This window comes from Mycolicibacterium vulneris (genome assembly GCF_002104765.1).
In the GTDB taxonomy this organism is placed as follows: Bacteria; Actinomycetota; Actinomycetes; order Mycobacteriales; family Mycobacteriaceae; genus Mycobacterium; species Mycobacterium vulneris.
The window spans coordinates 1-26580 of the sequence record NZ_NCXM01000049.1 but is presented as its reverse complement, the minus strand read 5'-3'; the positions used below and the strand labels follow the sequence as shown (position 1 = coordinate 26580).

General features: G+C 67.9%; 24 protein-coding genes and 2 pseudogenes. 17 read left to right on the top strand and 9 right to left on the bottom strand.

Going from position 1 to position 26580, the window contains the following annotated elements; all coding sequences use genetic code 11:
• Positions 1-50 precede the first annotated feature (50 nt).
• Positions 51-475, top strand: a pseudogene (locus tag B8W69_RS30995) (metallopeptidase family protein); the annotation flags it as partial.
• On the top strand, positions 476-673 hold the full coding sequence (locus tag B8W69_RS30990) for a hypothetical protein (protein ID WP_085292973.1): 198 nt from the start codon (positions 476-478) through the stop codon (positions 671-673).
• Between the two features lie 8 nt (positions 674-681).
• Here B8W69_RS30990 and B8W69_RS28240 read toward each other — a convergent pair whose 3' ends face one another.
• Both B8W69_RS28240 and pheA read right to left on the bottom strand, forming a co-directional pair.
• Positions 682-1368 carry a histidine phosphatase family protein gene (locus B8W69_RS28240; protein ID WP_085292972.1) on the bottom strand — a complete coding sequence of 229 codons (687 nt, stop codon included), beginning with the start codon at positions 1366-1368 and terminating at the stop codon, positions 682-684.
• The gene (pheA, locus tag B8W69_RS28235) at positions 1365-2306 is read right to left on the bottom strand and encodes a prephenate dehydratase (RefSeq protein WP_085292971.1); all 942 of its coding nucleotides are present in this window, start codon (positions 2304-2306) and stop codon (positions 1365-1367) included. The genes B8W69_RS28240 and pheA overlap by 4 nt, the downstream gene beginning before the upstream one ends.
• Before the next feature lie 89 nt (positions 2307-2395).
• Here pheA and B8W69_RS28230 point away from each other — a divergent pair, with 89 nt between their 5' ends.
• Both B8W69_RS28230 and B8W69_RS28220 read left to right on the top strand, forming a co-directional pair.
• Complete coding sequence (locus B8W69_RS28230) at positions 2396-3190, top strand: DUF2470 domain-containing protein (RefSeq protein ID WP_085292970.1); 795 nt, start codon at positions 2396-2398, stop codon at positions 3188-3190.
• 281 nt (positions 3191-3471) lie between these two features.
• Positions 3472-4692: an LCP family protein gene (locus B8W69_RS28220; RefSeq protein WP_245843393.1), complete on the top strand. Its 1221-nt coding sequence runs from the start codon at positions 3472-3474 to the stop codon at positions 4690-4692.
• Between the two features lie 8 nt (positions 4693-4700).
• Here B8W69_RS28220 and B8W69_RS28215 read toward each other — a convergent pair whose 3' ends face one another.
• Both B8W69_RS28215 and B8W69_RS28210 read right to left on the bottom strand, forming a co-directional pair.
• A complete protein-coding gene (locus B8W69_RS28215; RefSeq protein ID WP_085292968.1) occupies positions 4701-5525 on the bottom strand; it encodes a glycerophosphodiester phosphodiesterase in 825 nt (274 codons plus the stop codon).
• Positions 5526-5529: 4 nt separating this feature from the next.
• Positions 5530-6576 (bottom strand): DUF4328 domain-containing protein, encoded by a 1047-nt coding sequence (locus B8W69_RS28210; RefSeq protein WP_181447506.1) that lies wholly within the window; start codon positions 6574-6576, stop codon positions 5530-5532.
• Positions 6577-7059: 483 nt separating this feature from the next.
• On the opposite strand from B8W69_RS28210, the gene B8W69_RS30795 reads away from it, so the two are divergent.
• The 10 genes from B8W69_RS30795 to rraA all read left to right on the top strand — a co-directional run bounded on the left by B8W69_RS30795 (position 7060) and on the right by rraA (position 13515).
• Complete coding sequence (locus tag B8W69_RS30795) at positions 7060-7215, top strand: hypothetical protein (RefSeq protein ID WP_165762711.1); 156 nt, start codon at positions 7060-7062, stop codon at positions 7213-7215.
• Positions 7216-7363: 148 nt separating this feature from the next.
• Positions 7364-7987, top strand: coding sequence for a superoxide dismutase (locus B8W69_RS28205; RefSeq protein ID WP_008262954.1), 624 nt, complete (start codon positions 7364-7366; stop codon positions 7985-7987).
• 171 nt (positions 7988-8158) lie between these two features.
• A complete protein-coding gene (locus B8W69_RS28200; RefSeq protein WP_085292967.1) occupies positions 8159-8692 on the top strand; it encodes a peptidase in 534 nt (177 codons plus the stop codon).
• 252 nt (positions 8693-8944) lie between these two features.
• Positions 8945-9646, top strand: coding sequence for a TMEM165/GDT1 family protein (locus B8W69_RS28190; protein WP_085292966.1), 702 nt, complete (start codon positions 8945-8947; stop codon positions 9644-9646).
• 414 nt (positions 9647-10060) lie between these two features.
• Positions 10061-10459: a hypothetical protein gene (locus B8W69_RS28185; protein WP_007771864.1), complete on the top strand. Its 399-nt coding sequence runs from the start codon at positions 10061-10063 to the stop codon at positions 10457-10459.
• 131 nt (positions 10460-10590) lie between these two features.
• Positions 10591-11247, top strand: coding sequence for a DUF6474 family protein (locus B8W69_RS28180; RefSeq protein ID WP_064951840.1), 657 nt, complete (start codon positions 10591-10593; stop codon positions 11245-11247).
• 28 nt (positions 11248-11275) lie between these two features.
• On the top strand, positions 11276-11944 hold the full coding sequence (locus B8W69_RS28175) for a YcnI family copper-binding membrane protein (RefSeq protein WP_085292965.1): 669 nt from the start codon (positions 11276-11278) through the stop codon (positions 11942-11944).
• Positions 11941-12441 carry a copper resistance CopC family protein gene (locus tag B8W69_RS28170; RefSeq protein ID WP_085292964.1) on the top strand — a complete coding sequence of 167 codons (501 nt, stop codon included), beginning with the start codon at positions 11941-11943 and terminating at the stop codon, positions 12439-12441. Before B8W69_RS28175 ends, B8W69_RS28170 begins: the two co-directional genes overlap by 4 nt.
• 113 nt (positions 12442-12554) lie before the next feature.
• Positions 12555-13007, top strand: a complete 453-nt coding sequence (locus B8W69_RS31880; RefSeq protein ID WP_085292963.1) for an Rv3852 family protein — start codon at positions 12555-12557, stop codon at positions 13005-13007.
• A gap of 25 nt (positions 13008-13032) precedes the next feature.
• Positions 13033-13515, top strand: coding sequence for a ribonuclease E activity regulator RraA (gene rraA / locus B8W69_RS28160; RefSeq protein WP_085292962.1), 483 nt, complete (start codon positions 13033-13035; stop codon positions 13513-13515).
• A 4-nt stretch (positions 13516-13519) separates the two neighbouring features.
• On the opposite strand, the gene B8W69_RS28155 is transcribed toward rraA, so the two are convergent.
• Positions 13520-14989 carry a flavin-containing monooxygenase gene (locus tag B8W69_RS28155; RefSeq protein WP_085292961.1) on the bottom strand — a complete coding sequence of 490 codons (1470 nt, stop codon included), beginning with the start codon at positions 14987-14989 and terminating at the stop codon, positions 13520-13522.
• A gap of 77 nt (positions 14990-15066) precedes the next feature.
• Here B8W69_RS28155 and B8W69_RS28150 point away from each other — a divergent pair, with 77 nt between their 5' ends.
• Together B8W69_RS28150 and dinB are read left to right on the top strand one after the other, a co-directional pair.
• Positions 15067-15705, top strand: a complete 639-nt coding sequence (locus B8W69_RS28150; protein ID WP_085292960.1) for a TetR/AcrR family transcriptional regulator — start codon at positions 15067-15069, stop codon at positions 15703-15705.
• Between the two features lie 30 nt (positions 15706-15735).
• Positions 15736-16950, top strand: a complete 1215-nt coding sequence (dinB, locus tag B8W69_RS28145) for a DNA polymerase IV (protein ID WP_085292959.1) — start codon at positions 15736-15738, stop codon at positions 16948-16950.
• 52 nt (positions 16951-17002) lie between these two features.
• Here the strand turns inward: dinB and B8W69_RS28140 are convergent, their stop codons facing one another.
• Together B8W69_RS28140 and B8W69_RS28135 are read right to left on the bottom strand one after the other, a co-directional pair.
• A complete protein-coding gene (locus B8W69_RS28140) occupies positions 17003-18010 on the bottom strand; it encodes a PHP domain-containing protein (protein WP_085292958.1) in 1008 nt (335 codons plus the stop codon).
• A 71-nt stretch (positions 18011-18081) separates the two neighbouring features.
• Positions 18082-18515: pseudogene (locus B8W69_RS28135) on the bottom strand (hypothetical protein).
• Positions 18516-18566: 51 nt separating this feature from the next.
• Between B8W69_RS28135 and B8W69_RS28130 the strand changes: the two are divergent.
• On the top strand, positions 18567-19418 hold the full coding sequence (locus B8W69_RS28130) for an LLM class F420-dependent oxidoreductase (protein ID WP_085292957.1): 852 nt from the start codon (positions 18567-18569) through the stop codon (positions 19416-19418).
• 393 nt (positions 19419-19811) lie between these two features.
• Here B8W69_RS28130 and B8W69_RS28125 read toward each other — a convergent pair whose 3' ends face one another.
• Complete coding sequence (locus B8W69_RS28125; RefSeq protein ID WP_085292956.1) at positions 19812-21278, bottom strand: glutamate synthase subunit beta; 1467 nt, start codon at positions 21276-21278, stop codon at positions 19812-19814.
• Entirely contained in the window at positions 21271-25854 is a 4584-nt protein-coding gene (gene gltB / locus B8W69_RS28120) for a glutamate synthase large subunit (RefSeq protein WP_085292955.1), read from the bottom strand. Before gltB ends, B8W69_RS28125 begins: the two co-directional genes overlap by 8 nt.
• Positions 25855-26580 lie beyond the last annotated feature (726 nt).

Below are 26580 nucleotides of genomic sequence, written 5' to 3'. Positions count from 1 at the left end.
CGCCCCGGAGGCACCGCCGCCCGCCGAGCCCCCGCCGGGAGGCTAGGCGGGTGTCCGTGCGGATGGATCCGCAGCGCTTCGACGAACTGGTCTCCGACGCCCTGGACCTGATCCCGCCCGAGCTGGCGGCCGCCATGGACAACGTCGTCGTGCTGGTCCAAGGCCGCCATCCCGAGGACACCGAACTGCTCGGGCTGTACGAGGGGGTGGCGCTGACCGAACGCGACTCCGACTACTTCGGCTCGTTGCCGGATGCCATCACCATCTACCGCGACGCGCTGCTGGACGTCTGCGAATCCGAGGACGAGGTCGTCGAGGAGGTGGCCATCACGGTGATCCACGAAGTCGCTCACCACTTCGGCATCGACGACGACCGGCTGCACGAGCTGGGCTGGGCCTGAGGACCTCGCCCGCCCGCCGGATTCCCGGGCGCGGCATCCCAGATTTGTCCGCGCCGAGTGCTATGAACTCACCTATGAGCATTGACTGCCGCGACTGCCGGGCAGGCTTAGATCACTGTCACGGCACCATCATTCGCCACGCACTGCACCGGTCGGAATGCACGGAGCCGGACTGCTTCACCCCTGAGGTGTTGCCGCACGCCTTCTTCATCGACTGCGACGCCGTCGGCTGCACCTGCGCCTGCACCGAGGTAATCGCGCTGGCAGTCTGACCGCGAGGTCAGCCCATCGGGTCGCTGCTTGACCGCACCGCGTCCCCGACCGGGGTCGCCTCTTCCTCCAGGTAGAACGGCGGCGTCAAGGTTCCCCAGCGCACGCAGCTCCACCGCCCGTCGGTGATCGGTGTCAACGCCACCGATTGGGTGTTGTCCAGGTGGTTTTCCAGCGCGAAGTCGGCCTCCACGCCCGCCAACACGGCGGCCGCGAGCCGGATCGCCGCGCCGTGGCTGACGAGAACGATGTCGCCGTGGAAGTCGTGGTTGTCGAGATAGCGCAAGCGCAGGTCGGTGAGCACCGGCACGTACCGGTCCAGCACGTCGTTGCCGGTTTCGCCGCCGGGGAGCGCGACGTCGAGTTCGCCGCGGTGCCAACGCTGGTAGATCGCATTGAACTCGGCGACCGCGTCGTCGTCGTTGCGGTTTTCCAGCCGCCCGACCTGGACCTCGTGGACGCCCGGTACCTCGATGGGCGGCATCTCGACCTGGTCCCCGATCACGGCGGCGGTCTGCAAGGCCCGGGTGGCCACCGAGTGCGCGAGCATCGCCGGCCGCCCCGACCCGCGGGCGAACGCGCGGGCCTGCTCGCGGCCCAACGGGGTCAGCTCCGCCCCGGGCGGCCGCGTGTCGAGCCGGCGCTCGACGTTTCCGAATGACTGGCCGTGTCGCACCAGGATCAACCGACCGCTCACCCCTGCGACCCCCGCTCGTCTGGCGTTCCGCCCCGCAGCTGCGTCAGCCAGCGCGCGCCCTCGTCGGCCGACGGCGGCAACGCCCCGGCGGGTGAGCCGGTGGGCCAGGACCCCAGGTATCGCACATCAGCACAACGACGGTGCAGCGCCTTGAGTGCCTCGGCGACGGCATCGTCGTCGATGTGGCCGACACAGTCGGCGAAAAACCGGTAGGTGCCGAGTCCGGTTCGGGTCGGCCGGGATTCGATGCGCGTCAGGTCGATGCCACGGACGCCGAATTCGGCGAGCGCGCCCAGCAGCGCGCCGGGCGCGTTGTCGATGCGCAGCACCACCGAGGTGCGGTCGGCTCCGGTGCGGGCCGGCGGTTTCCCCGGCCGACCGACCAGAAGGAAACGGGTGCGGGCGTTGGATTCGTCGACGACGCCCTCGGCCAGGGTGTCCAGTCCCCAGCGGGTGGCGGCCAGCGGCGAGGTCACGGCGGCGTCGACGTGTCCCTCGGCCACCTGCTGGGCGGCGTCGGCGTTGGAGTACGCAGGCCGCAGCTTGGCGTCGGCCAGATTGGCGGCCACCCACCGTCGTACCTGGGCCGCCGCGACGCCGAAGGCCGCCAGCGTCCGCACGTCCGCCGCGCCGCGGCCCGGTTTGACGACGATGCTGAACGCGACGTCCAGCGTGGTTTCGGCGAACACCTGCAGGGGTGAGCCGATGGCCAGGCTGTCCAAGGTGGGCGTCACCGAACCGTCGATTGAATTCTCGATCGGGACGCAGGCGTAGTCGGCGGCGTCGTCGCGCACGGCGGCCAGGGCCGCGGAGGTGCTTTCGACGGGCGATGGTTCCACTCCTCCGCCTTGCCCGGGTACCAGGCCGGCGGCGGTGATCTGTCGTAGCGCCGCCTCAGTGAACGTCCCCTCCGGACCGAGGTAAGCGATGCGGGCCACGTCCCAACCCTAGCGGCGTGCAGGCCAGAAAACCCTTGCGACGCCACCACGGGTGAGTTAACTTAGGCTTACCTAATCTAAGGATGAGAATGGTGTTACCGCTGAGCTGCCCCGCCCCGACCACCGCCGAACGGATTCGCAGCGCCTGTGTCCGCGCCAGTGGAGCGCTGCTGGCCATCGAGCATGACGACCCGGTCGCCACCCCGGTGCATCACCTGATGGACGACGGATCCGTCGCGCTGGCGGTCCCCGTCGAACGGGCCGGCGAGCTCGAACGCCCCATCTCGGGATCCCAGGCGCTGCTGGAGTTGACCGACTACGCGCCGCTTCCGCTGCGGGAACCGGTCCGTTCGCTGGTCTGGGTGCGCGGGCATCTCGAGGAGGTGCACCCGAGCGAGATCCTCGACACGCTCGACCTGATCGCCGCCGAGTGCCCGAATCCGGCGCTGCTGGGCGTCGACACCCCGCGCTGTGCGCCTGCAAACGGCGCAGAACCGCGCTATACGCTGCTGCGGCTCGAGATCGCGTCGGTGGTCGTCACCGACGCCACCGGCGCGGAGCCGGTCAGCGTGGGCGACCTGCTGGATGCCCGGCCCGACCCGTTCTGCGCGCTCGAGTCGAGCCTGCTGTGGCACCTGGACACCGCCCACAGCGATGTCCTCGCGCGACTGGTGTCCAGGCTTCCGGCGCCGCTGCGGCGCGGCCACGTGCGACCGCTGGGCCTGGACCGCTACGGCGTCCGGTTTCGCGTCGAGGGCGACGACCGCGATCACGACGTCCGGCTGCCCTTCCACAAACCGGTCGACGACATGACCGGCCTGAGCCAGGCCATCCGGGTGCTGATGGGATGCCCGTTCATCAACGGACTTCGCGCGCGCGGCTAGCCCTGCGACGATGCAGCCCGCGTAGCGGGGTGAGGAGGAGTAGGGCAATTGGCCTAGCCCTGCGACGATGCAGCCCGCGTAGCGGGGTGAGGAGGAGTAGGGCAATTGGCCTAGCCCTGCGACGATGCAGCCCGCGTAGCGGGGTGAGGAGGAGTAGGGCAATTGGCCTAGCCCTGCGACGATGCAGCCCGCGTAGCGGGGTGAGGAGGAGTAGGGCAATTGGCCTAGCCCTGATCGCGGCGAACCGGCGCGGCGGAGCGCCGAGCACGTACGTTAACCGGGTGAACGGCGACCGCTCATCGCACCGCCGGCGGCCTCCCGGTGGGAGCCCACCCGCACAGCCGCGTCCCGGACAACCGCGTCCCGGACAACCGCGTCCCGAGCCGCCGCAGGTGATCCGCCGCCCGGGCGGCCCGCCGGTGTCACCGACCGCGCAGACCCAGCCGCTGCACCAACCACAGCCCCGACCCGCGGCCGCTGCCCCGGCGTCCCGTGTTCTGCCACCCCGGCCGCAGGCGCCGCGCGCATCCCGCAGGCGGCGCGGGCTCCGCTGGGTCCGCACGGTGGTGTCGGTCCTGCTGGTAGGCCTCCTGCTGATCGGCGCGGGCATCGTCGCGGGGGCCGCCTGGTTCGACAACAAACTGCACCGCGAGCAGGTGCTCGCCGGCTACCCCGACCGCCCCGCGACCGGCCGGGGCACCAACTGGCTCATCGTCGGGTCGGACAGCCGCCAGGGGCTCAGCGCCGAGCAGCAGCAGGATCTGGCCACCGGCGGCGACATCGGTAACGGCCGTACCGACACGATCCTGCTGGTTCACGTGCCGGGCGTCGGCGCCGGAGTGCCGACGACCATGGTGTCGATACCGCGTGATTCGTACGTGCCGATCCCGGGTCACGGCAAGGACAAAATCAACGCCGCGTTCGAGATGGGCGGCGCGCAACTGCTGGTCCAGACGGTGGAGCAGGCCACCGGGCTGCGCCTCGACCATTACGCCGAGATCGGGTTCGGCGGGTTCGCCGGGCTGGTGGACGCGCTCGGCGGGGTGACGGTGTGTCCAAAGACGGCGTTCAACGATCCGTTGGCCGGCATCGAGCTGCCAGCGGGCTGCCAGACCCTCAACGGCCGCAACGCGCTCGGCTACGTCAGGTCGCGCGACACGCCGCGGGCGGATCTGGACCGGATGGTCAATCAACGGCAGTTCGTGGCGGCGCTGCTGCATCGGACCGCCAGTCCCGCGGTCTGGCTTAATCCGTGGCGCTGGTTCTCGGTGCCGCGCGCGGCCGCCGACGCCCTGACCGTCGACCGCGGTGACCACGTCTGGGATCTGGCCCGGCTCGGCTGGGCATTACACAGGTCGACAACCACCATGACCGTGCCGATCGGCGAGTTCACCAGCGGTGACGCCGGGTCGGTGGTGGTGTGGAATCACGACGAGGCCGCGCAGTTGTTCCAGTCGTTGGCGTCCGACGCTCCCTTACCCCCATCGGACGAACAGCAATAGCGGCCGGCCTAACCGTTGCCCTCGCCCGCCCGGTTGCCCTGCAGCCACGCCTTGGTGCGGCCCGGGTGGTGGGTGGCGAGCCAGGCCACCCCGACATCGCGGCAGAAATCGATGTCTTCGTAGTCGTCGACGTTCCAGCAGTAGACCGCCCTGCCCTGGGCGATCGCGCGGTCGGCCAGTTGGGGATATTCCTTCAGCGTGGTGAGCGAGGGCCCGACGGCGGTGGCGCCGATGGCGGTGGGCGCACCGCTGGTCAGATAGCGCGCGGTCTTGCCGAGCAGCACCGTCGGCAGCAGCGGCGCGGCCCGCCGGATCCGCCATACCGCGGACGCCGAAAACGACATCACCACCGCGCGGGACCGGTCCGCCGAGGCGGGCGCGGCGATGCCGAACCGATGCAGCGACGCGAGCAACTTGGTTTCCACCAGCGAGCCGTACCGGACCGGGTGCTTGGTTTCGATGAACAGCTTCACCGGCCGATGCCAATCCAGCACCAGCGACACCAGCGCGTCCAGCGTCAGCAAACTGGTGTCGCCGTGCGCGCCGTCTTCTCGCCAGCTGTCGTGCCAGGCCCCGTACTCGAGCTCGCGCAATTCGGCGAGGGTCATCGTGCTGACCAAGCCGGCGCCGGTCGACGTACGGTCCAGCCGGCGGTCGTGCACGCACACCAGATGGCCGTCACGGGTCAAGCGCACATCGCATTCCACCCCATCGGCGCCTTCTTTCAGCGCAAGGTCATAGGCGGCCAGCGTGTGTTCGGGCCGCGCGGCCGACGCGCCGCGATGGGCGACGACATAGGGGTGCCCGGCGAGCACCTCGTCGGCCCACGTCATACCCCTATGCTGCCGGGTCCTGCCCCTTCAACTCAACTGGGGCGGCCGACGCCGGGGCAGCTGCCCCGTCGTCGGGAACCGCAACCCAGCGATGCGCGGGCCGGGCGACGGGTTTGCGCTGGAATCCCTCGAAGACGCGGGTGGCGGCGGCCAGCGTGGCGGCCGCGAACAGATACGCGAAAACCATCAGGACGGTGTTGTTGGCGATGCCCTGGGCGTCGGTGGCGAAGCTGGTCGCGATGGCCGCGATGGACACGGCATAGCTGCAGACCCACGCGCCCCACCACTGAAGGATGCTGCCCCGCTGCCGGGCATAGTGCTCTTCGAGCAGCGCAAGCTCGATCACGTACACCGGGGCCCAGAGCAGGTTGGCCAGCGGCACCACGCAGCCGGCCCACAGCGCACGCGTGGAGCGCTGTTCGGGCAGGCCATGATGGGCGAACACGGCGGCGCGGCGGGCGATCATCCAGCGGATCAGCACCACGCCGGAGGCGATCACCGCGGCCCCCGCGGCCACGCTGGCGAGCACGCCGAGCCAGTCGGCTCCGAGGGCCACCCATGTGTTCAGCAAGGTGTTCCGGTTGACCACCAGCAGCAGGTACCGCACCACGTACACCAGGGCGGCGATGCTGAGCACCAGCACGCTGACGAAGGACGTGGTGCGGACGATCTGCGCCGGCGGCCCCGCCTGCGCGGGTGCTTCCGCGGCCGCGGGCGCCTCCTCGACGCGGTCGGCCAAGCCCCACCGCGGTATGACGGTGTAGCGCGGCGTGGGCCCGAGGGGACGGCGGCCGCGTCGCGGCGGCGGCGCGGCGCCCGGCCGTACCGCAATCCACCGGTAGCCGGGCGGCAGTCGCGGCGCCGTGCGCTGCCACACCGTCGTCGCCGAGCGGCGAACCTGCGTCGGGGCGCCGGGCGCACCCCATCGCGGGTCGGCCGGCGGAGCGTCCGGCGCGGGCGCCAGCAGGGCCCCGCGGCAGCGGGGACACCATTCTCGTTGTCGGTCACGCACGTTCCAGCGCGTGCCGCACTGGGAGCACACCTGGATCACCGGACCAGACTAACGCCGTCCCGAGGCGGGCCGAGTTACACCGGTCGGGGCGCCGCGCGGGACCCGCGATGGGCGCCCATCCGAGCGGGCTCGGCAACCGACGGAGGCGGCAGAGACTATCCACAGTTTCCACAGGTTTATCCACACACACCCACTGGGTATAGAACGCATCACTACAGCCTCTGGCAGCTGACCGTGGTGTAACTGTGGATAACACCCCGGAATTGCACGCATGCCATCGACAGCCCAAAACCGGTCGATGAGCGAAATGAATTGCCTCACTAAACATCCTCATCGGCCGCGCTCGGCCGACGATTCATGTCCCGGCCGCATCGGTCGTCTAAGCCCTGCCATCTCGCCAACCCCCAGCTCAGCACCTTATTTTTCAAGCTCGCCACAAAGCGCTATGATCGCGTTCGCGAAAAGTGTTTGTGACTCACCTCACTAACGCGAGGTGAACCGGGGGGGGGTGAAAGGCGATTGATGGCCACGCATTCGTTCGGTCCGGGTTCACCGGGCCCGTCGAAGTCGTACTGCGGCTCGCCGGCGTGGAATCACAGCTACAGCATCGCCGCGTTGCGCGCCGGGTTGATCGCCCTGGCGTTGCTCGCGGTGCTCGCGGTCATCGTCTTGTCTTGAACCGCCGCTGAGCGGGTATCCGCGTTCCGGCTCACAAGGGTCGTTCTTGCGGAGCGCGCACTCATGGAGCAGGGTTGATAACGGCTGGCCGCCGTGAGGCGACCCCGCGCGACTGAGCGTCAAGACGATAATCGAAGAAAGGAATGCCGTGGCTGAATACACCCTGCCCGACTTGGACTGGGACTATGCAGCGTTGGAACCGCACATCTCGGGGCAGATCAACGAGATCCACCACAGTAAGCACCACGCCACGTACGTCAAAGGCGTGAATGACGCTCTGTCCAAGCTCGAAGAGGCCCGCGCCAACGAGGACCACGCTGCGATCTTCCTGAACGAAAAGAACCTCGCCTTCCACCTGGGCGGCCACGTCAACCACTCGATCTGGTGGAAGAACCTGTCGCCGGACGGCGGCGACAAGCCGACCGGCGAATTGGCCGCGGCGATCGACGACGCATTCGGATCCTTCGACCGATTCCGCGCCCAATTCAGCGCGGCCGCCAACGGGCTGCAGGGCTCGGGCTGGGCGGTCCTGGGGTACGACACCCTCGGCAGCCGACTGCTGACCTTCCAGCTCTACGACCAGCAGGCCAACGTTCCACTCGGCATCATCCCCTTGCTGCAGGTCGACATGTGGGAGCACGCCTTCTACCTGCAGTACAAGAACGTCAAGGCGGATTACGTCAAGGCGTTCTGGAACGTCGTCAACTGGGCGGACGTGCAGAAGCGGTACGCGGCCGCGACCTCGAAAACTCAGGGCCTGATTTTCGGCTGACTTTCATTTCGATCGGCAGGGGCGTCGCGCGGTCGCGCGGCGCCCCCGTCGTCTGCCTGACCTTTGATCGACCGTGTCTATGTTGCACGGCGCCTAAACCGCAGGCATGCTTAATTATTCGGACTTACCAGTGTGGTTATTCCAAGCGGAGGCGTCGCGCGGAGGTCGAAAATGGAAACAGGGGCAGATCGGCCTATCGGGGTTTCCCCGTTTCATTCACGTGGTGCCTTGAAGGGATTCGTGATCTCCGGGCGTTGGCCCGATTCGACCAAAGAATGGGCCCAGCTGCTCATGGTCGCCGTCCGGATCGCGTCCCTGCCCGGATTGCTCTCGACCACAACGGTCTTCGGAGCCCGCGAGGAATTGCCGGACGAGCCCGAGCCGGGCACGGTGGGACTGGTGCTGGCCGAGGGCACGGTTTTCGGTGAATCAGCCATTCAGCCGGGCTATTTCGCAGAGCATCAGCCGCCGGCATTACTCATGTTGCACCCGCCCTCGGAAACCACGCCGTCACTGCCGGAATGCAACGGGGCGGCATCGGGATGCGTATTGCTGCCCGGATTGCCGTATCTCGGACTCGAGCATCGGGCGGCGTGGGTGGAAGCGGAAGCCGACGGCACCATTACGTCGATGGTGAGCCGGGTCGGTGTCGACCCGATCAGCCATCCCGATACGGCAATACTGGCAATGCTGCTCGCCGCATAAACGAGATGCCCGAATACAGTTCGGGTCTCAAATCCCAGAATTGCGGCCGGCCGAACTCCGTTGCCGCGCTGGCGGACGCCGAATGGGCCCATTAATCTGGGACCGTCAGCGAAGGGGAGTAGCCCCCAATCGTCGAGTCGACATACTGGCGCACAGCCCGGCCGGCGAACCGGTTCACCCGGTGGGCGAGACCTTCGACCGGAGTTCGACGACGTCCGCGGTCGTCGACGACGCGTCGAAAGGTCACCCGACATGCTCGCCGCCACCCTGTTGACCCTAGGAGTGGTGTTCGTCGCCGAACTCGGTGACAGATCCCAACTGATCACCATGACCTACGCCCTGCGCTACCGGTGGTGGGTGGTGTTGACCGGGGTCGCGCTCGCCGCGTTCACGGTGCACGGGGCTTCGGTGACAATCGGTCACTTCCTGGGCGCCGCCCTGCCGGCCCGGCCGCTGGCCTTCGTATCGGCCCTCGCCTTCCTCGCCTTCGCGGTGTGGGCCTGGCGGGAGGGCGCGGCCACCGACGAGACGGTGTCGCAGCCGCGCGAACCGCGATTCGCCTTCCTCACCGTGGTGTCGTCTTTCGCGCTGGCCGAGATGAGCGACAAGACCGCCCTGGCGACAGTGACGTTGGCCAGCCACCACGACTGGGTCGGGGTGTGGATCGGCTCGACACTGGGCATGGTGCTGGCCGACGGTCTGGCGATCGCCGCGGGACGGCTGCTGCATCGGCGCCTGCCGGAAAAACTGCTGCACGTCGCCGCCAGCCTGCTGTTCCTGACGTTCGGGTTGTGGATGCTGTTCGACAGCGCCTTGGGCTGGCGCTGGATGGCCGTCGCCGCGACCGTCGCCGTGGCGATGGCCGTTACCGCAATCGCGGTCGCGCAGACGCGGTGGGGCCGCAGAACCGTCACGGCAAATCGGCGACGGACCACCGAAAACCGGCTAAGTTAACGGCGCCTCGACCGCCGGTGTCCGGGGGCCGTCTGCCGGGCAGCGCGGCAGACAACGGGGCGGTTTTCGCATTCGGCAGCAAAGGGTGTGCTAAATCGGCCCGGCTCGCCGACCCGTTGCGGTGCGATTTCCCAGCACGGCCCGGCATATTATCGCGCCCGTCAGCAGGCCATCCGCCCGCCACTTCGGAACGCATGTCCAATTCTGCGGATAACCTGTGAGTTTCATTGATTTAGTGGACACCCCAGCGAATCAGTTAGACGCTCGTCGAGTGGGGAGGTGGCGGGCGTCAGCTATGCCGGTCGGGAATCCCCTGGGGTTTGCACCTGATTAGGGTTACCAAGCCTCGCTACCATGATCAGCAAATACACCTAGGTAATAGTTCACTTCTACAGCCCAGTGGAGGTCATATCAATGAGCACGACGTTCGCTGCTCGCCTGAACCGCCTGTTCGATACGGTGTATCCCCCAGGACGCGGGCCGCACACCTCCGCGGAAGTGATCGCGGCGCTCAAGGCGGAGGGCATAACGATGTCGGCTCCGTACCTCTCGCAGCTGCGTTCCGGCAACCGCACTAACCCGTCGACGGCGACCATGGCCGCTCTGGCCAACTTCTTCCGGATCAAGTCGGCCTACTTCACCGACGACGAGTACTACGAGAAGCTCGACAAGGAGTTGTCGTGGCTGGCCACGACGCGCGACGACAACGTGCGCCGCATCGCGGTGCGCACGGCCGAGCTGTCCCCCGAGGCGCAGCGTGAGGTCATGGAGCGGGTCAACGAGTTGCGTCGGGCCGAGCACTTAGACGCCTGACGTCCGCGCCTGGCACCGGCCGCCGGCCTGCCCTGGAGGGCTGCCGCCCGCCCATTCCGATTAGGGTTGGCTCAGCGGATCGCGCAACCGCGAGAGCGATAGTCCACGAGATAACCGGGAGGCGGCCGGGAATGGGCCTGTTCCGCAAGCGAAAGAGCCGCGCGACGCGTCGCGCCGAAGCCCGCGCGATCAAGGCCCGCGCGAAGCTCGAGGCCAAGCTGGCCGCGAAGAATGAGGTTCGCCGCGCCAAATCCGCACAACGGGCGGAGAACAAGGCGCTGCGCGCGCAGATCAAGGCCCAACGCGACAGCGACCGCAACGCACTGAAAGTCGCTGAGGCCGAACTCAAAGCCGCGCGGGAGGGCAAGATCTTCTCACCGACACGAATCCGACGGGTGTTGACGGTGTCTCGGCTGCTCGCGCCGATCCTCACCCCGCTCATCTACCGGGCGGCCGTCGCGGCCCGCGCGCTGATCGATCAGCGTCGCGCCGATCAGCTCGGCATTCCGCTGGCCCAGATCGGCCAGTTCTCCGGCCACGGGGCCCAGCTGTCGGCCCGCATCGCCGGGGCGGAGAAGTCGCTGCGGATGGTGCAGGACAAGAAGCCCAAGGACGCCGAGACCAAGCAGTTCGTCTCCGCCATCGCCGAACGGCTCACCGATCTGTCGGCGGCGATCACCGCCGCGGAGAACATGCCGGCAGCGCGGCGGCGCGCTGCCCACGCCGCGATCTCGTCGCAGCTCGACGGGATCGAAGCGGACCTGATGGCCCGCCTCGGCCTGAGTTGATCACCCGCACGGAAGGCAGCGCCCCCACATGGCAATCCCCAGCAGGTCGATCTCGCGCACCCTGATCGCGCTCACCGCGGCCGCCGCCCTCTATCTCGGATCGGCGGCCCAGACCCCCGCCGCCTGGGCGCACGTGCACGCCAGCAGCGACAACGCGGTACGCGGGGCCATGGCGATCGTCACATTCCAGGTGCCCAACGAATCGAACACCGGGGCGCTCACCACCGCGCTGACCATCACGCTTCCCAATGTCGCATCGGCACGTACCGAAAGCCTGCCGGGCTGGACGGCCAAGCTCGACCGGGACGCCGCGTCCGGCACCGTGCGTTCGGTGACGTGGACGGCCAACCTCACCGGCGGGATCGGGCCAGATCAATTCGGGCTGTTCCGGCTGTCGGTGAAGCTGCCCGACACCGATACCGTCAGCTTCCCCGCCACGCAGACTTACGCCGACGGAACCGTTGTGAAATGGGACCAGCCGCCGCTGCCCGACGGAAGCGAGCCGGAGCACCCGGTGCCCATGCTCACCCTCGCCACCGGCCCCTCGGGCCCGCACCAGCACCACGGGTCACCTGCGCCCGCGCCGGCCGCCGCACGGTCGAACGCGGCCGACAACGCCGCCCGGCTGTTGGGCGGCGCGGCCCTGGTGGTCGCCGCCGCCGGCGTCGCGATCGCACTGATCCGCCGACGGACATGAGGCGCCTGGCGCTCGGCGCGTGCGTGGGCGTCATGTTCGTGATCGCCACACTGACCGCGCCGACCGCGGGCGCGCACGCCACCCGCGTCTCCACCGATCCCGCGGCCGATGCGGTGCTGGCGGCCGGCCCGCAGCGGGTGAGCGCCACCTTCAACGAGCAGTTGCAAACCACGTTCGCGGCCATGACGGTGGTCGGGCCCGACGGCAACGTGTGGTCAACCGGAGAGCCCACGGTGCAGGGCGCGGTGGTCGGCATCGCCCTGCGCGCGCTCGGGCCGGCCGGGACGTACACGGTGAACTACCGGGTGACGTCCGCGGACGGCCACGTGGTGTCCGGATCGTGGCCGTTTCGGCTCACGGTGCCCGGCACCGGCACGCCCGGTCCACCCGCGGCCGGTCCTGACGGCGGCGGCGCGCTCCCGATCTGGCCATTCGTCGCGGTCGCGGGGGCTCTCGTCGCCGGCGGCGCGTGGTGGGCGGCGCGGCGCGGACGGTGAGAGCGGGGGCCGGCGACGGGTGCCGGAGGCGCCGCAACGCGTCCTGGCATGATGGGACCTTGAACCCACTGAGCTAGGGAAAAGACGACAGAGGAAGCTCAAGGAGCGGCCGCATGGCAGACCCGCAGGACCCAACGAACGGCGCACCCGGCAGCGCCGGTACCCCGCCGGAGAAGAAGCCGCCCGCCAAGGCGGCGGAAAAGACCGCAAAAGCGCCGGCCAAAAAGGCACCTGCGAAAAAGGCGCCCGCCAAAAAGGCGCCGGCCAAGAAGGCACCCGCCAAGAAGGTGCCGGCAAAGGCCGCCGAACCCACACCCCTGAAACCACCCGAGCAGTCGGCCGCGGAACCGCTCGACGTGCAGCAGCGGGCCGAAAGTAACGGCGACCTGACCGCAGCCGCCAAAGATGCTGCTGCACAGGCGAAGTCCACCGTGGAGGCCGCCAACAACCCGGTCTCTCCCGCGGTCCCGGGTCCGGCGGTGGGCCAATCCCCAGTACCGCTGATCGTTGCCCTGGCCGTCAGCCTGCTGGCCATCCTGCTCATCCGCCAGCTGCGTCGCCGCTGAGCGGCAAGCGTCTAACGTGTCAGAAGTGACGGTGCCTTTCCGGCCGACGGCCGACCTCGTAGACAGCATCGGTCCCGACGTACGCAGCTGCGACGTGCAATTCCGCCAGTTGGGCGGGCGGGCCGAATTCGCCGGGCCGATCAGCACCGTGCGGTGCTTTCAGGACAACGCGCTGGTGAAATCGGTGCTCTCGGAACCGGGCGGCGGCGGGGTCTTGGTCATCGATGGCGACGGCTCCCTGCACACCGCGTTGGTCGGCGACGTCATCGCCGAGCTGGCCCGGTCGAACGGCTGGGCGGGCCTCATCGTCAACGGCGCGGTGCGCGACTCGGCCACGTTGCGCGGCATGGACATCGGCATCAAGGCGTTGGGCACCAATCCCCGCAAGAGCACCAAGACCGGTGCCGGCGAGCGCGACGTCGAGGTCACCCTGGGCGGGGTGACGTTCGTACCGGGCGAGATCGCCTACAGCGACGACGACGGCATCGTCGTCGTCGCGGGCCAGTGATCCGCTAAACCGCTACCGGGGCAGGCTTTTTCGCGAACTTCAAGCCTTCGTCGTCGACCCTGCCGCGCCGGATCGTGCGCATGTCGATGAAGTAATTCTGCTTGAGCCGCCACGGGGCACGCGACCCCGACTTGGGCAGCAGGTGCATCGAACGCCGGAAGTAGCCGGGGGTGAAGTCCATGAACGGCAGCTCATCGACGCCCGTGCCCGGATGCTGCGGCTCCACGAAGTCAAAATCCTTGGCGTCCATGTAGTTCAGCAACCGGCACACGAACTCGGAGACCAGGTCGGCCTTCAGCGTCCAGGACGCGTTGGTGTAGCCGAAGGTGATGGCGAAGTTCGGCATGCCGGAGAACATCAGGCCCTTGTAGGTCATCAGTGAGGTCAGGTCGAGGACCTCACCGTTGCGGGTCGGCTGCACGCCGCCCAGCAGCTGCATGTTCAAACCCGTTGCGGTGACAATGATGTCGGCCGCCAGCTCCTCACCCGAGCTGAGCTTGATACCGGTCTTGGTGAACCGGTCGATGGTGTCGGTGACAACGTCGGCCTTGCCGTGCCTGATGGTCCGGAAGAAGTCGCCGTCGGGGGCCAGGCACAACCGCTCGTCCCAGACGTTGTAGCGCGGGCCGAAGTGCTTCTCGACGTCGTAGCCCTCGGGCAGGCGACGCTGCGCCATCGTCATCAACGTTTTGCGCATGTAGCCCGGGGCCTTGCGGGACAGCTGGTACTGGAAGGTGCTGAACGCGATGGCTTTCCAGCGGTTGGCCATGTGTGCCAGGTGGTCGGGCAGCAGCCGGTTGGCCTTCTCGGCGAACGGATCGATCCCGGGCAGCGAGCCGATGTAGGTCGGTGAGCGCTGCAGCATCGTCACGTGACCCGCGCCCGAGTTCACCAGGGCCGGAATCAGGGTGATCGCGGTGGCACCGGACCCGATGACGACGATCCGCTTGCCCGCGTAGTCGAGGTCCTCGGGCCAGTGCTGCGGGTGGACAATCGTTCCGCCGAAGTCGTCCGAGCCCGGGAAGGACGGCGAGAACCCCTCGTCGTAGTTGTAGTAACCGGTGCAGGCGAACAGGAATGAACACGTGATCTCGCTCTGCCGGCCGCCGCTCTCGACGGTCACGGTCCAGCGGTTGTCGCTGTCGGACCAGTCGGCGGCCACCACCCGGTGCCGGTAGCGGATTTTCGGCTCGATCTTGTTCTCAACCGCGGCCTCCTTGATATAGGCCTTGATCGAGGCTCCGTCGGCGATCGACTTCGCCGAGCGCCAGGGCTTGAACCGGAAACCCAGGGTGAACATGTCCGAGTCCGACCGGATGCCCGGGTACTTGAACAGGTCCCAGGTGCCGCCCAGGTCGGCGCGACGTTCGAGGATGGCGTAGCTCTTAGTCGGGCAGCGTTCCTGCAGGTGCCAGGCCGCGCTCACGCCGGAGATACCGGCGCCCACGATGAGGACGTCAAGATGCTCAGTCATGAACGCAACGCTATCAACACGGTGTTGAATCAGTCAACGCCGTGTTGAAAATTTCGACAACGTGTAAAGTAGCGGCCGTGACTACCGTCGGTTCCGCCCGCACCCACCGGGGCAGGCGTTCGGCGCGCCCGTCCGGCGACGACCGCGAACTGGCCATCCTGTCCACCGCCGAGCAGCTGCTGCGGGACCGCCCGCTCGCCGACATCTCCGTCGACGACCTGGCCAAGGGCGCCGGCCTGTCCCGGCCGACGTTCTACTTCTATTTCCCATCCAAGGACGCGGTGCTGCTCACCCTCTTCGAGCGCGTGATCATGGAGGCAGACTCCGCGCTGGTGACCATGATCGCCAACCCACCCGCCGACCTGAAAGCGCTGTGGCGCATCGGGATCAACGTCTTCGTCGAGACCTTCGGGGCGCACCGCGCGGTGTCACTCGCCGCCGACGCAGCGCGCACCAACAAGGATGTCGACGACCTGTGGTCGCGCTTCATGCAGAAATGGGTCGACCACACCACCACCGTGATCGAAGCCGAACGCGCCCGCGGCGCGGCGCCGGTGACGCTGCCGGCCCACAATCTGTCCGCGGCGCTGAACCTGCTCAACGAAAAGGTCATGCTCAGCTCCTTCGCCGACGGGCGACCGTCGGTGCCCAGCGGGCAGCTGCTCGACACGCTGGTGCACATCTGGGTCAGCAGCGTCTACGGCGACGCCTGCTGACAGCCGCTTGTCGGTGCCCTGTGCGAACATATGTTCGTGCGGTGCGATGCGTCCATCCTGCACGCGGACCTCGACTCCTTCTACGCGTCCGTCGAACAGCGCGACGACCCGACCTTGCGTGGCCGCCCGGTAATCGTGGGCGGCGGTGTGGTGCTGGCCGCGAGCTACGAGGCCAAGGCCTACGGCGTACGCACCGCCATGGGCGGATCCCAGGCCCGGCGGTTGTGCCCGCAAGCCGTCGTGGTGCCCCCGCGGATGAGCGCCTACTCGCGCGCCAGTGACGCCGTCTTCGAGGTGTTCCGGGATTGCTCCCCGATCGTCGAGGCCCTGTCGGTGGACGAGGCCTTCCTCGATGTCGGCGGGCTGCGCCGGGTCGGCGGCACTCCGGTCGCGATCGCCGAGCGCCTGCGGACGGACGTGCGCGACCGCGTCGGGCTGCCGATCACCGTCGGCGTCGCGCGCACGAAGTTCCTCGCCAAGGTCGCCAGCCAGGAGGCCAAGCCGGACGGGCTGCTGCTGGTGCCGCCCGATCAGGAGCTGACCTTCCTGCGGCCGTTGCCGGTGCGTCGGCTCTGGGGTGTGGGCGCGGTGACCGCCGAGAAGCTGCGCGCGCACGGCATCGTGACCGTCGCCGACGTCGCCGAGCTCAGCGAGTCCGCGCTGGGTTCCATGGTCGGCGGTGCGATGGGTCGCCAGCTTTACGCGCTGTCGCGCAATATCGACCGCCGGCGGGTGACCACCGGGGTCCGTCGCCGATCCGTCGGCGCGCAGCGGGCATTGGGCCGCGCCGGAAACACCATGTCGCCCAACGAGATCGACGCCGTGGTGGTCAACCTGATCGACCGCATCACCGGCCGCATGCGCGCCGCCGGGCGCACCGGTCGCACGGTGGTGCTGCGCCTGCGTTTCGCCGACTTCACCCGCGTGACCCGGTCGCACACGTTGCCGTGGGCCACGTCGTCCACCGCGCCGCTGTCGGCCGCCGCGCGCCGGCTGGTCGCTGACGCCACACCGCTCATCGCGCAGCGCGGCCTGACGTTGGTCGGGTTCGCGGTGTCGGGCATCGACCTCAGCGGCTCCCAGCAGCTGATGCTGCCCTTCGGCGAGCCGAAGCATCGCGTGCCGGGCGACGACATCGACGCGGCCATCGACCGGGTGCGCCGCCGCTACGGCAAGTCGGCACTCACGCCCGCGGTGCTGCTGCGCCGCGACCCTGGCTTCGAAATGCCGCACCTACCGGACTAGTGGCGATCGCGAGGGCGGCGCAGCCGGGCGAAGCGGGTCGCCACCATCTCGGCTAACTGGCGCCGGTCCACTCCAGCAGCCGCCCGGCCGGCCAGGTGTTCACGATCCGGTCGACGGGGACGCCCGCGTCCAGCGCGCGCTGGGCGCCGTAACCGAGGAAATCCAACTGGCCGGGCGCATGGGCGTCGGTATCGATGGTGAACACGCACCCGATCTCCAGCGCCAGGTTCAGCAGCCGGGTCGGCGGATCGCGGCGCTCGGGCCGGGAGTTGATCTCCACCGCGGTGCCGTGGTCGCGGCACGCGGTGAACACCGCTTCGGCGTCGAACTTCGATTCCGGCCGGATGCCGCGATTCCCCGAGACCAGCCGGCCGGTGCAGTGACCGAGCACGTCGGCGTGCGGATTGGCCACCGCGCGCAGCATGCGCCGCGTCATCGCCGGGGCATCCATCGACAACTTGGAATGCACGCTGGCCACCACCACGTCGAGGCGCTCCAGCAACTCGGGTTCCTGATCAAGGCTGCCGTCGTCGAGGATGTCGACCTCGATCCCGGTCAGGATGCGCATCGGCGCGAACTTCTCCCGCAGGCCGTCGATCACGTCGAGCTGTTTGCGTAACCGCTCCGGCGAGAGGCCGTTGGCGATGGTCAGCCGTGGTGAGTGGTCGGTCAGCGCGCAGTACTCGTGTCCCAGCGCCGCCGCGGACGCCATCATCTCCTCGATCGGCGCCGAGCCGTCCGACCAGTTGGAGTGCAGATGCAGGTCGCCGCGCAGCGCGGAACGGATGTCGCCGCCACCGAGATCCTCGGCAGTGGAGCGGAGTTCGACCAGCAGGTCGGGCTCGCGGCCGGACCACGCCTGGTCGATGACCTTGGCCGTTTTGGGACCGATCCCCGGCAGCGACTGCCAGCTGTTGGCCTGGCCGTGACGCTCCCGGGTCGCCTCGTCGAGGGCCTCGATGATGTCGGCCGCGTTGCGATACGCCATCACACGCCTGGGGTCGTGGCGGCTCCGGTCCTTGAAGTAGGCGATCTGCCGTAACGCCGCTACCGGGTCCATGACCCCAGTGTGCCGATGATTGCGAGCGCGGCGAAGCCGGGTGCCGCAGGTCACCGTCGGACCTCCGCCCATCACAACAGCTGGCCGGCGACGAACCCGGCGAGCAGCACACCGAACCCCCGGTCTCCCCGGCGATCAGCGTCGCCATCGCCACCGCGATTCGCCCGTCGGCGTTTTCGAACTGGTTGACGGTGTCGCGTCGCGCCCCGTGGCTGATGTAGGCCACGATGGCTGCCACGAAAAAGAAGACGACCACGCCCGCGGCGGTCAGGTTCACCCACACCGGCCAGGCGCTCAGTTGCACGAAGACCGCGAGCAGCAGCGTCGCGAACGAATACAGCAGCGCGGCCCGGTGGGCGATGTCGACGTAGGGATGCGCAAAGCGATTCTCGGACGTCATCATCTCGCGGTATTTCCACACGCCCAGGATCAGCGCGAGCAGGAAGATCAGGCCCGCCGCCAGCAGGGTGATCTTGGTGCCTATCCCGAGGGAGCCACAAGTCATCGCGGGCTTGAGTTTAGTTGCCCTTCATAAACACCGGCTAACGTCAGTGGAATGCGATTCGCGTTCAAGACTTCTCCGCAGAACACCACCTGGGCACAGATGCTGGCCGTCTGGCAAGCGGCCGACGACATCGAGGCCTACGAGTCCGGGTGGACCTTCGACCACTTCTATCCGATCTCCTCCGACAGCAGCGGGCCCTGCCTGGAGGGCTGGACGACGTTGACCGCACTGGCGCAGGCCACCAAACGGCTGCGGGTGGGCACCCTGGTGACCGGGATCCACTACCGCCATCCCGCGGTGCTGGCCAACATGGCGGCGGCCCTCGACATCATTTCGAACGGGCGGCTCGAGCTGGGCATCGGCGCCGGCTGGAACGAGGAGGAGTCCGGCGCCTATGGCATCGAGCTGGGCAGCATCAAGGAACGCTTCGACCGCTTCGAGGAGGCGTGCGAGGTGCTGACCAGCCTGCTCAGCCAGGAGACCACCGATTTCGACGGCAAGTTCTACCAGCTCAAGGGCGCCCGCAACGAGCCCAAGGGTCCGCAGCGGCCGCACCCGCCGATCTGCATCGGCGGCAGTGGGGAGAAGCGCACCCTGCGAATCACCGCCCGCTACGCCCAGCACTGGAATTTCGTGGGCGGCCCGCCCGACGTTTTCGCCCACAAGCGTGACGTGCTGGCCTCGCACTGCGCGGACATCGGCCGCGACCCCAAGGAGATCACGCTCTCGGCCCACCTGCGGCTGGAGCCGGATCTCGATTACGGGAAGGTCATCGCGGACGCCGCCGGGCTGGCCGCCGAAGGCTTAAATCTGGGCATCGTCTACCTGCCGCCGCCGCACGACCCGGCCGTGCTGGAGCCGCTCGCCGAGGCGATCCGCGATTCGGGTCTATGGGACCGGTGAGGCCGCCTTCTTGCCGTATCCCGGGTCTCCCGGCGAAAATCCCGCCGGGCGCACTCTGAGCAAACCCGCCGCCCGCCGGTAAGGGCGGCGGCCGGGCGATCACACACCGAAGAGCAGCAAGTCCTGAGCGGTTACCAGACGCTCGTGCTTGGCGGGAAACTCACGACTTTTCACCGGGTGACGCAACCATGACCAGGCGATTCGCCCCATCCGTGTTCGAGGTAATGGGTGAATGTGCACAAGAATCACTCCTGCGATCGGTCGTTCAACCGGGAAACCGGTATGAACCCCATGTGAGCGGGCTCACAACGGGTTATTAGACACCCATCGTCCGGCAAACAGTGGAAGACTCGCCGAGCAAAGCCGGGTGTGTTTCTGGTGTGACTGGTGTTACTACTGAAGCGGCGCTGCGGTGGGCTTGACCGGCGCCGGCAGCGCGGTCGACCCCATCAGGAATCGGTCCGCCGCGGCCGCGGCGGCCCTGCCCTCAGCTATCGCCCAGACGATCAGCGACTGGCCACGCCCCATGTCACCGGCGACGAAGACGCCCGGCACCGACGTGTCGAAATCGGCGCCGCGGGCGACGTTGCCGCGCTCGGTGAGCTTCACCTCGAGGTCGGTGAGCAGCCCCTCCTTCTCGGGTCCGACGAATCCCATCGCCAGCAACACCAGGTCGACCTCGAGTTCGAACTCGGATCCCTCCACCTTGACGAACTTGCCGTCCTGCATGGTCACCTCGTGCGCCTTGAGCGCCGTCACGTGACCGTCTTCGCCGGCGAATTCCTCGGTGTTGACCGAGAACACCCGCTCGCCGCCCTCTTCGTGCGCCGAGGAGACCCGGTACATCAGCGGGTAGGTCGGCCACGGGGTGGACGGGGCGCGCGTCTCCGGCGGGCGCGGCATGATCTCGAACTGGTGGATGATCGTCGCACCCTGGCGGTGCGCGGTGCCCAGGCAGTCGGCCCCGGTGTCGCCGCCACCGATGATGACGACCTTCTTGTCCTTGGCCGTGATCGGCGGCTCCCCGTCGGACCCCAGCACGTCGTCACCCTGCTGCACGCGGTTACCCCACGGCAGGTATTCCATCGCCTGGTGGATCCCGTCCAGCTCACGGCCGGGGATCGGCAGATCACGCGCGGCGGTGGCACCGCCGGCCAGCACCACGGCGTCGAAGTCGGCGCGCAGTTGCTCGGCGGTGATGTCGACTCCGACGTTGACCCCGCTCCGGAATTCGGTTCCCTCGGCCCGCATCTGGTCCAGCCGGCGGTCGAGGACGCGCTTTTCCATCTTGAATTCCGGGATGCCGTAGCGCAGCAGTCCACCGATGCGATCGGCCCGCTCGAACACGGTGACGGTGTGGCCGGCGCGAGTCAGCTGCTGGGCGGCGGCCAGGCCCGCGGGCCCGGAACCGACCACGGCGACCTTCTTTCCGGTCCTCGTGTCCGGCGGCAACGGCCGCACCCAGCCCTCGTCGAAGGCCTTGTCGATGATCTCCAGCTCGATCTGCTTGATCGTCACCGGATCTTGGTTGATGCCGAGCACACAGGCCGGCTCGCAGGGAGCGGGGCACAGGCGACCGGTGAAGTCCGGGAAGTTGTTGGTGGCGTGCAGCCGCTCGATGGCGTCGTGCCACCGGTCCCTGCGCACCAGGTCGTTCCACTCCGGAATCAGGTTGCCCAGCGGGCAACCGTTGTGGCAGAAGGGAATACCGCAGTCCATGCAGCGGGTCGCCTGCTCGCGCAAGGTCTCGTTGTCGAAATCTTCGTAGACCTCGCGCCAGTCGCGCAACCGGATCGGGACAGGCCGGCGCTTCGGCAGTTCCCGATGCGTGTATTTCAGGAAGCCGCTCGGATCAGCCATGCGCGGCCGCCATGACTGCCTTGTCGACATCCACGCCGTCGCGTTCCGCTTCGGCGATGGCCTGCAACACCCGCTTGTAGTCCCGCGGCATCACCTTGGCGAAGTGCCGCTGGTGCTGCGGCCAGTCGCCCAGAATGCGCTGGCCGACAGCGGAATCGGTGGCATCAACGTGTACCTGGATCATGCCGTGCAACCACTCGTAGTCATCTTCATCCAAGCTCTCGAGCTCGACCATCTCCGCGTTGAGATTGCCTGGGAATTCGCCCTGCGGATCGTAAATGTAGGCCACGCCGCCGGACATGCCCGCCGCGAAGTTACGGCCGGTGCGACCGAGGACGACAACCTTGCCGCCGGTCATGTACTCGCAACCGTGGTCGCCGACGCCCTCGACGACGGCGTGCGCCCCGGAGTTACGGACCGCGAACCGCTCGCCGACAACGCCGCGCAGGTACGCCTCGCCGCTGGTCGCGCCGAACAGGATCACGTTGCCGCCGATGATGTTGTCCTCGGCGACGTAGTCCTGGGGAGCGTCGTCCGACGGCCGGACCACGATCCGCCCGCCCGACAGGCCCTTACCGACGTAATCGTTCGCGTCGCCGTAGACGCGCAGCGTGATGCCTCGCGGCACGAACGCGCCGAAGCTGTTGCCTGCCGACCCGTCGAAGGTGATGTCGATGGTTCCGTCCGGCAACCCTTGTCCGCCATAGGCTTTGGTGACCTCGTGGCCGAGCATGGTGCCCACCGTGCGGTTGACGTTGCTGATGGTCGTGGAGAACCGCACCGGCTTTCCGGAGTCCAGCGCCTCGCGGCTCATCACGATCAACTGCTGGTCCAGCGCCTTGTCCAGGCCGTGGTCCTGGCGCGAGCTGCAGTACAGGTCCTGGTTCATGAACGCCGATTCCGGCTCATGCAGAACCGGGGCCAGATCCAGCCGGTGCGCCTTCCAGTGGGCCCGCGCCAGCGTCATGTCCAGGGACTTCACCTGGCCGACGGCCTCGTTGAGCGTGCGGAAGCCCAACTGCGCCATGTATTCGCGGACCTCTTCGGCGATGAACATGAAGAAGTTCTCGACGAATTCAGGCTTGCCGGTGAAACGCTCGCGAAGCACCGGGTTCTGGGTGGCCACCCCGACGGGGCAGGTGTCCAGGTGACAGACCCGCATCATGATGCAGCCGGAGACCACCAGCGGCGCGGTGGCGAAGCCGAATTCCTCGGCGCCGAGCAGCGCCGCGATCATCACGTCGCGCCCCGTCTTGAGCTGACCGTCGACCTGGACCACGATCCGGTCGCGTAATCCGTTCAGCAGCAAGGTCTGCTGCGTCTCGGCCAGCCCCAGCTCCCACGGAGCCCCGGCATGCTTCATCGAAGTCAGCGGCGTCGCACCGGTGCCGCCGTCGTGCCCGGAGATCAGCACCACGTCGGCGTGGGCCTTGGAAACCCCCGCGGCCACTGTGCCGACGCCGTTCTCGGAGACCAGCTTCACGTGCACCCGCGCGGACGGGTTGGCGTTCTTCAGGTCGTGGATCAGCTGCGCCAGATCCTCGATGGAATAGATGTCGTGGTGCGGCGGCGGCGAGATCAAGCCGACACCCGGGGTGGAGTGGCGCACCTCGGCGACCCACGGATACACCTTGTGCCCCGGAAGCTGGCCGCCCTCACCGGGTTTCGCACCTTGGGCCATCTTGATCTGGATGTCGGTGCAGTTCGTCAGGTAATGCGACGTGACGCCGAACCGCCCGGAGGCGACCTGCTTGATCGAGCTGCGCCGCCAATCCCCGTTGGGATCGCGGTCGAACCGCTTGACGTCTTCGCCGCCCTCACCGCAGTTGGACCGACCACCCAGCCGGTTCATCGCGATGGCCAGCGTTTCGTGCGCCTCGGCGGAGATCGAGCCGTAGCTCATCGCGCCGGTCGAGAAGCGCTTGACGATCTCGCTGGCGGGCTCGACTTCGTCCAGCGGGATCGGGGGGTTGATCCCGGCCCGGAACTTGAGCAGGCCACGCAGGGATGCCATCCGCTCGCTCTGGTCGTCGACCAGGCGGGTGTAATCCTTGAACACCTTGTACTGGCCGGTGCGCGTGGCGTGCTGCAGCTTGAAGACGGTCTCGGGGTTGAACAGGTGGTACTCGCCCTCGCGGCGCCACTGGTATTCCCCGCCGACCTCGAGCTCGCGGTGGGCCCGCTCGTTCGGCCGGTCCAGGTAGGCCAGCGCGTGCCGCGCGGCGACGTCGGCGGCGATGTCGTCCAGGGTGATGCCGCCGATGGGGCAGCTCAAGCCGGTGAAGTACTCGCTGAGCACATCCTCGGAAATGCCGACAGCCTGGAACAACTGGGCGCCGGTGTACGACGCCACCGTCGAAATGCCCATCTTGGACATGACTTTCAGCACGCCCTTGCCGGCGGCCTTGATGTAGTTGCTCAGCGCCGTCTTGCGGTCGATGCCTTCGATGACGCCGCGATCGAGCATGTCCTCGATGGACTCGAACGCCATGTACGGGTTGATCGCCGCCGCACCGAAGCCGACCAGCGCGGCCATGTGGTGCACCTCGCGGGCGTCACCGGTTTCCACCACCAGCCCGACGTGGGTGCGGGTCCGGTCGCGCACCAGGTGGTGGTGCACCCCCGCCACCGCGAGCAGCGAAGGGATGGGCGCCATCTTCGCGTCGGATTCGCGGTCGGACAGGATGATCACGCGCGCGCCGTCAGCGATCGCCGCTGACGCCTGCGCGCGGACGTCCTCGAGCGCGGCAGCCAGCCCGGCGCCGCCCTCGGCGACCGGGTACAGGCAGCGAATCACCTTGGAACGCATGCCATGCGGGCGACCGTTGACCTCGTCCTCCGGGTCGAGATTGATCAGCTTCGCCAGCTCCCGGTTACGCAGAATCGGCTGTGACAGCGCGATCTGGTGACACGAGTGCTCGGTCGGCGTGAGCAGGTCGCGCTCGCCGCCGGTGGTGCCCTGCAGACTGGTCACCACCTCCTCGCGGATGGCGTCCAGCGGCGGGTTGGTCACCTGCGCGAAGAGCTGCTGGAAGTAGTCGTAGAGCATCCGGGGCCGCTGCGAGAGTACCGCGACCGGCGTGTCGGTGCCCATCGACCCGATCGGCTCGGCGCCGCTGCGCACCATCGGCGCGACCAAGAGGTTGAGTTCCTCGTAGGTATAGCCGAATGTCTGCTGACGCTTGACCAGTCGGTCGTGGGGCATCCGCTTGTAGTTGCCCTGCGGCAGGTCGTCGAGCGGCACCAGGTTCCGGTCCAGCCACTCCTGGTAGGGGTGCTCGGCGGCCAGCTCCGCCTTGATCTCCTCGTCGGCGACGATGCGGCCCTGCGCGGTGTCCACCAGGAACATGCGGCCGGGCTGCAACCGCATCCGGCGGACCACCTTGGCCGGGTCCAGGTCCAGCACACCGGCCTCGGACGCCATCACCACCAGGCCGTCTTCGGTGACCCAGATCCGCGAGGGGCGCAGGCCATTACGGTCGAGCACGGCGCCGATGATCGTTCCGTCGGAGAACGTGATCGACGCGGGGCCGTCCCACGGCTCCATCAACGAGGCGTGGTACTGGTAGAACGCCCGGCGTGCGGGGTCCATCGACTCGTTGCGTTCCCAGGCCTCCGGGATCATCATCAACACCGCGTGCGCCAGGCTGCGCCCGCCCAGGTGGAGCAGTTCCAGCGCCTCATCGAAGCGGGCGGTGTCCGATGCCCCCGGCGTACAGATCGGGAACAACTTCTCGACGTCGGCTTCCGCTCCGAAAACGTCGGTCTTGATCAGCGCCTCGCGGGCCCGCATCCAGTTCTCGTTACCGGTGACGGTGTTGATCTCACCGTTGTGCGCGACGCGGCGGAACGGATGCGCCAGCGGCCACGACGGGAAGGTGTTGGTGGAAAACCGCGAGTGCACGATGCCCAGCGCGCTGGTCAACCGATCGTCTTGCAGGTCAAGGTAAAACGCCTTGAGCTGGGGCGTGGTCAGCATGCCCTTGTAGATGAACGTCCGACCGGAAAGGCTTGGGAAATACACGGTTTCGCGGCCGGGACCGTCCTGGCCCGGGCCCTTGGTGCCCAGTTCGTGCTCGGCGCGCTTACGCACCACGTAGGCGCGGCGCTCCAGCGTCATACCGGATTCGCCCGCCATGAACACCTGGCGGAAGGTCGGCATCGCGTCGCGGGACAACGCGCCCAGCGATGAGTCGTCGATGGGCACGTTGCGCCAGCCCAGCACCGTCAGGCCCTCGGCTTCGGCGATCTTCTCCACCGCGGCACACGCCGTCGCCGCGTCCTTGGACGACTGCGGCAGGAAGGCGATGCCGGTGGCGTAGCTGCCCTCGGGGGGCAGCTCGAAGTCCACGACCTCGCGCAGGAAGGCGTCCGGGACCTGAAGCATGATGCCGGCGCCGTCGCCACTGCGCGGCTCGGCACCCTGGGCACCCCGGTGTTCGAGGTTCAGCAGCGCGGTGATTGCCTTGTCCACAATGTCGCGGCTACGACGGCCGTGCATATCGACGACCATGGCAACCCCGCACGCGTCGTGCTCGAACGCGGGGTTGTATAACCCGACGCGCTTGGGCGTCATATGCACCTGACCCTTCACCTGAACGTTCTGTGCGGCCGTTAGCAGCGGCCCCACCGAGGTCGCACCCGAAGGTTGCGGGCTAGAACCCCGTCGGTCTTGTCTCGATGGGCTGTGCCCCAGGCGGAGATGATCCCGTCGTTAGGGATGTCCGTGCAGCTCTGAACGGTGGCCTGGAACCGGTCTCGACAAGTCGTAAAACGATATGACAATACCCGCCTGACATGCCAACTTCGTCAAGTCTAACCGCCAGCTGGCAGCGTCGTAAATTTCGCTGCCGCCATTGATCCTCCATCCTGCCAGCCCCATTGTCCGGGGCCACGAATTCTTTGCATAGCTGCGCGTATCCCAGAGATCCAGGCTCCGGCGCGGCCCCGGGCTAAGAGTTTGCTGACGTGCGATCCGCGGGGGCGGGCGATGTTGCTGGTGCCGGTATGAGCGTGCTCAGCGCCCAGCCAGGGGCATCGCTGCTGCGCTAAGCCGAGTTTGCAGGTTCGCGCACGGAGCGCCGCGGGAGATACTGGACGGGAATTGGTCACACCCTGCGTCGCAGGTTGGACCGTGGCGCTTATCACGTAATACGTTCGTCGCGGCCGGCCCATCGGCGCGACGAACGACAGCCCGGCACGCGAGGAGCCCATGAACGACGAATTCCTGCGGGACCGTCTGCAGCCCGGGCGGCCCAGCACCCCGGCGCCGCGCCCGTCCGGCCCCGCCCCGCAACAGCCC

What these genes read in the sequence shown, in the direction of transcription:
- B8W69_RS28175 (WP_085292965.1), top strand. Translation starts at nt 11,276, where the DNA reads ATGGCAATCCCCAGCAGGTCGATCTCGCGCACCCTGATCGCGCTCACC.
- B8W69_RS28130 (WP_085292957.1), top strand. Translation starts at nt 18,567, where the DNA reads ATGCGATTCGCGTTCAAGACTTCTCCGCAGAACACCACCTGGGCACAG.
- B8W69_RS31880 (WP_085292963.1), top strand. Translation starts at nt 12,555, where the DNA reads ATGGCAGACCCGCAGGACCCAACGAACGGCGCACCCGGCAGCGCCGGT.
- gltB (WP_085292955.1), bottom strand. Translation starts at nt 25,854, where the DNA reads ATGACGCCCAAGCGCGTCGGGTTATACAACCCCGCGTTCGAGCACGAC.
- B8W69_RS28190 (WP_085292966.1), top strand. Translation starts at nt 8,945, where the DNA reads ATGCTCGCCGCCACCCTGTTGACCCTAGGAGTGGTGTTCGTCGCCGAA.
- B8W69_RS28185 (WP_007771864.1), top strand. Translation starts at nt 10,061, where the DNA reads ATGAGCACGACGTTCGCTGCTCGCCTGAACCGCCTGTTCGATACGGTG.
- B8W69_RS28140 (WP_085292958.1), bottom strand. Translation starts at nt 18,010, where the DNA reads ATGGACCCGGTAGCGGCGTTACGGCAGATCGCCTACTTCAAGGACCGG.
- B8W69_RS28125 (WP_085292956.1), bottom strand. Translation starts at nt 21,278, where the DNA reads ATGGCTGATCCGAGCGGCTTCCTGAAATACACGCATCGGGAACTGCCG.
- B8W69_RS30795 (WP_165762711.1), top strand. Translation starts at nt 7,060, where the DNA reads ATGGCCACGCATTCGTTCGGTCCGGGTTCACCGGGCCCGTCGAAGTCG.
- B8W69_RS28170 (WP_085292964.1), top strand. Translation starts at nt 11,941, where the DNA reads ATGAGGCGCCTGGCGCTCGGCGCGTGCGTGGGCGTCATGTTCGTGATC.
- B8W69_RS30990 (WP_085292973.1), top strand. Translation starts at nt 476, where the DNA reads ATGAGCATTGACTGCCGCGACTGCCGGGCAGGCTTAGATCACTGTCAC.
- B8W69_RS28230 (WP_085292970.1), top strand. Translation starts at nt 2,396, where the DNA reads ATGGTGTTACCGCTGAGCTGCCCCGCCCCGACCACCGCCGAACGGATT.
- B8W69_RS28180 (WP_064951840.1), top strand. Translation starts at nt 10,591, where the DNA reads ATGGGCCTGTTCCGCAAGCGAAAGAGCCGCGCGACGCGTCGCGCCGAA.
- B8W69_RS28215 (WP_085292968.1), bottom strand. Translation starts at nt 5,525, where the DNA reads ATGACGTGGGCCGACGAGGTGCTCGCCGGGCACCCCTATGTCGTCGCC.
- B8W69_RS28200 (WP_085292967.1), top strand. Translation starts at nt 8,159, where the DNA reads ATGGAAACAGGGGCAGATCGGCCTATCGGGGTTTCCCCGTTTCATTCA.
- dinB (WP_085292959.1), top strand. Translation starts at nt 15,736, where the DNA reads ATGTTCGTGCGGTGCGATGCGTCCATCCTGCACGCGGACCTCGACTCC.
- B8W69_RS28155 (WP_085292961.1), bottom strand. Translation starts at nt 14,989, where the DNA reads ATGACTGAGCATCTTGACGTCCTCATCGTGGGCGCCGGTATCTCCGGC.